The organism is Endozoicomonas sp. SESOKO3, assembly GCF_024606255.1.
On the sequence record NZ_JAHHPR010000288.1, the window covers coordinates 1 to 2823 of the forward strand.

Genomic DNA, 2823 nt, shown 5'->3' on the forward strand with positions numbered 1-2823 from the left:
TTTGCGTCTGGCATTACAGCTGTTGGCATCGGCTGATCTTCGGCGCCTGTTGCAATAACCCGGTGGCTGGGCTGTGAGAAGATCGACGTTGTCGAAATCATTTTTGAATTCTGCGTTAAGCTCGGCAGCACCCTCTGCCGTTGTGGGATCGACATTGTAAATATAGTATGACCTTGCCTCTATTCGTCTTTTGAGGTTTTCGAAGGCCCTGGCCTTTGCTTCTTCAGTCTGGAAGTTGTGCATTTCCCGCTCAAGCTGGTTGGCCAGGTTGAACGCAGTGAAACGACTGGCATAGCGAGCAAGCCAATCAGTGTACGAGGAAGATTCCAGCGCCAGGCGGAGTGTGTCTTTCAAGCGATTAGTTTCTCTTTCATCCGGATGGACGAAAGCAACATTTTCAGTCGCCGGTTGCTCCACTAATCCGTAAAAGATCGCGGCTTGGAAGTCGTTGCTTAATGTGAATTTTTGAGCATCTTTTCTCTGATCGGGATGGGCAAGCCGATAGTCAACTATGTTATCGAGCAGTCTACCTTCCTGTGCGGCAAAGGTAGACCTGTCAGTTATGCCTCCGAACAAATCATCTTCAATGATACGCTGTCTTTCGACAAGGTTTTCGAGAACAGCCTTTTGGATTTCGGGACTGACCGAGCCCTGCGGATCCTCAACGATTATGGATTCGAACAACTGATCTGTGAATGTGGATTCGCGAATATCAATTTTGGGTCTGGCATAAAACTCATTTTCAGGGTCAAGGGAATCCAACCCGAACTTGGCTGTGTATGCAACGGTGTTGTCGTTATTCAGGGTAAAAACGATACGGTTTAATTCAGGATTGAGCGTATCTCCCGAGGTTGACGGTCTGGCAGGATCATCACCGGTAGTTTGCCGAGGAACGCCTGCTGATAAGTACCCTCGAACTGCAACAGCTGAATTTGCACGGATACCTTTTTTGGCCAACTCCCTCAGAACTTCAGGTACAATATAATCTTTCTGGCTAGCATCCAATACACCCGCATAATCCGGGATGTTTTGTGCGGAGTTATCAAAAGAGAACGCTATGCTTTGCAAGTTGGTATCCTTGGGTATCGTCAGGCTTAAAACTGATGATAGCTTTCTCACTAAGGATCGGGAGTAGACAGGATAAATGTCATTCGACTTGATATCAGAGAAATCAATACTCCCGGTAATGAAGACTTTAGTGTCTTCGCCGATATTTCTGAATGGTTTTCCTGAAATTACTTCAAGTCTTAGAGTTTCCTTTGTATGATCATTAAAAACGTTATACAAAACGTTTGTATCATCATTAACAATGTTATACAAAACGCTTCTGCCATCTTGAGTGCGGTACTTGTTATAATGTTCATAACACTTTCTCAAAGACTCTACCATATTGTCCCGAATCTTAGGAACATTAATTATTATTAAATTTTCATATGGTCGCTGAGGCACTATTTCTGGCAGGTCATAATTAATGGCATAAGAGTTTATATCATAGAAGGGACTGTTCACTGATAAGTCATAAGTATTGATAATTGTAGGTCTTCTTTTGATATTCATTCTTCTTAATCTATCAAAAGCATCATAACCTAGTTTTGCGAAAATCTGGTGGTCAAAATTACCGTTATTGTATGAAAGCTCGGATAACATCGTTGCAGCTTTACTGATGCTTACGTCGGAGACAGTAACATCATGATCTTTATAGAATTTAGTCATAGCCGACTTTATTCTCGGTATGCGTTCTTCTTTTCTTGTTTTATCTTTTTTTAAAGCTTCTAAAGTATTGTAAAAAAATAAGGATTCTTTAATAATTAGTCCTATAAATGGGTTGTTTTTGCGAGATTCGAATATTGTTGGCTGGATTGAATCATCAAGATATCCGGGTAAACTCTTTTCTTTAAAAACGAATTCTCTACCGAAAAATACTTTATAACGTGTAGAATCCGTTAGATCACGTTGCTTCAAACCATCAAATAGATTTGTGATACTGTTTGTTTCTACGATATTTTTAACTAAGTTGTATTCTTCTTGTGACAGGTTTATATCGTATCCCTTAAAGTAAGTGCCAGGGTCAGGAATAATTCCATCTGCAAACATTTTTTCCAAACAAGTACGTATGATGGCTCTTTCTAACTGCTCTCTATCACTCCAACTCAATCCCTCTCCCAATATAGATATGAACGAACTGCTCCCTCTTGGAATGATCTCTACTTTTGGTCTTGGCAGTATTCCTTTATCAATATATACCCCTCCAAGATTAAATTCATGAAAAAGCCCTATAAGTCTTTCGGTTGTCAAGGTTTTTTTAAGGCTTAAAGTGTGCCTGATATATTCACTATTACCTTTTTCAAAATTACTCAGATGTCTTCTAATAACGACATTTTCAATAGATGTTTTGATTTGATTTAAGATATGGTTGGTTTTAGTCCATTGGGTGATAAACGACCTCTTTACACTGTCTGAAAAGTCGCCATTCATTATATCCATTGTTCCTATGGCAGTGTTTCTACTCATAAAAGCATCGATTTTTTGCCAAATGCTAAGTCTCAATTGCGCAATATTAGCGGGATAATCTGTTTCAATAGTTTGTTTTATTCTCTCAGAAAACAGCAGCGAATATAAAATTCTTTGGTATATTAAATCGCTGGGAGCCGATACATAGATTTTATGGTGTGGGTTCACTTTGGTCCATATTTTCAGGTAAGTAAGCTCCCAATCTTTAATAGGACCGACAACAACATAATGAATATTCTTGGGTATTTTTAAGTCTGGCATGATAACACCTGATAGATTGACCTACATGGTTTCCCGGGGGATTGCGATACG

At 39.7% G+C, this 2823-nt stretch carries 1 protein-coding gene; it reads right to left on the reverse strand.

Annotated elements, in window-relative coordinates; all coding sequences use genetic code 11:
• Positions 1-2772 (reverse strand): hypothetical protein (locus KDK18_RS05265; RefSeq protein WP_257253714.1); only part of this gene is annotated, 2772 nt, incomplete at its 3' end.
• Between the last annotated feature and the right edge of the window lie 51 nt (positions 2773-2823).